At 49.2% G+C, this 705-nt stretch carries 1 protein-coding gene; it reads left to right on the forward strand.

The features are described 5' to 3' along the window. Nucleotides 1–253: 253 nt before the first annotated feature. Complete coding sequence (locus BP822_RS01330) at nucleotides 254–607, forward strand: nascent polypeptide-associated complex protein (RefSeq protein ID WP_286877554.1); 354 nt, start codon at nucleotides 254–256, stop codon at nucleotides 605–607. Nucleotides 608–705 lie beyond the last annotated feature (98 nt).

Below are 705 nucleotides of genomic sequence, written 5' to 3' on the forward strand. Positions count from 1 at the left end.
CCTGAATAAAAGGTTTATATTTGCTCTTTATAAAGATGATGCTGTATTCCGATGCAGGGAACCACTGACAAGCTCGATTCCATTTCTAATCGATTGGCTCTGACAGAGACGCGAAAAAGGTTATGATCCAGATATAACCAATCCCCTTTGCACACAATAATGACAGATATCTTTACCTACGATAATATCGACTCCTTAGATTAGAGTGATTGACATGTTTCCTGGTTTAGGAGGTTTAGGAGGAAGGGGCGGCATGAGCCCCAAGAAGATGAAGGGCATGCTTAAGAGCATGGGAATAGACATAGATGAGCTGGAGGATGTCTCCGAGGTCATCATCCGCATGCCTGATAAGGAGATCGTTATACAAAACGCCTCTGTCGCGATAATGGATGCCCATGGGCAGCGCAGCTATCAAATATCCGGCGATGCCACTGAGCGCCCTCTCTCCGGAACGGAGGCAAACGAGGGACCGGAGCTTGAGATCCCCGAGTCAGATGTGGACCTGGTTGTCGCCCAGACGGGTGCAAATCATGAAGATGCAAGAGCGGCCCTCCTGGAGGCAAAAGGCGATCTAGCGGCAGCAATTTTGCTGCTCGCACCGAAGTGAATGATCAAAAAACCGCCGAACTATCAGCGATAATAAGGCGATCTTCGTGAGCGAGGCAAGAGAGGTCATTCGCGATCCAGTCCATGGGTCCATCTCGA

The sequence above is a fragment of the Methanosaeta sp. UBA458 genome (assembly GCF_002496085.1).
Classification (GTDB): domain Archaea; phylum Halobacteriota; class Methanosarcinia; order Methanotrichales; family Methanotrichaceae; genus Methanothrix; species Methanothrix soehngenii.

Coding starts and splice junctions, on each gene's coding strand:
- BP822_RS01330 (WP_286877554.1), top strand. CDS start 254: ATGAGCCCCAAGAAGATGAAGGGCATGCTTAAGAGCATGGGAATAGAC.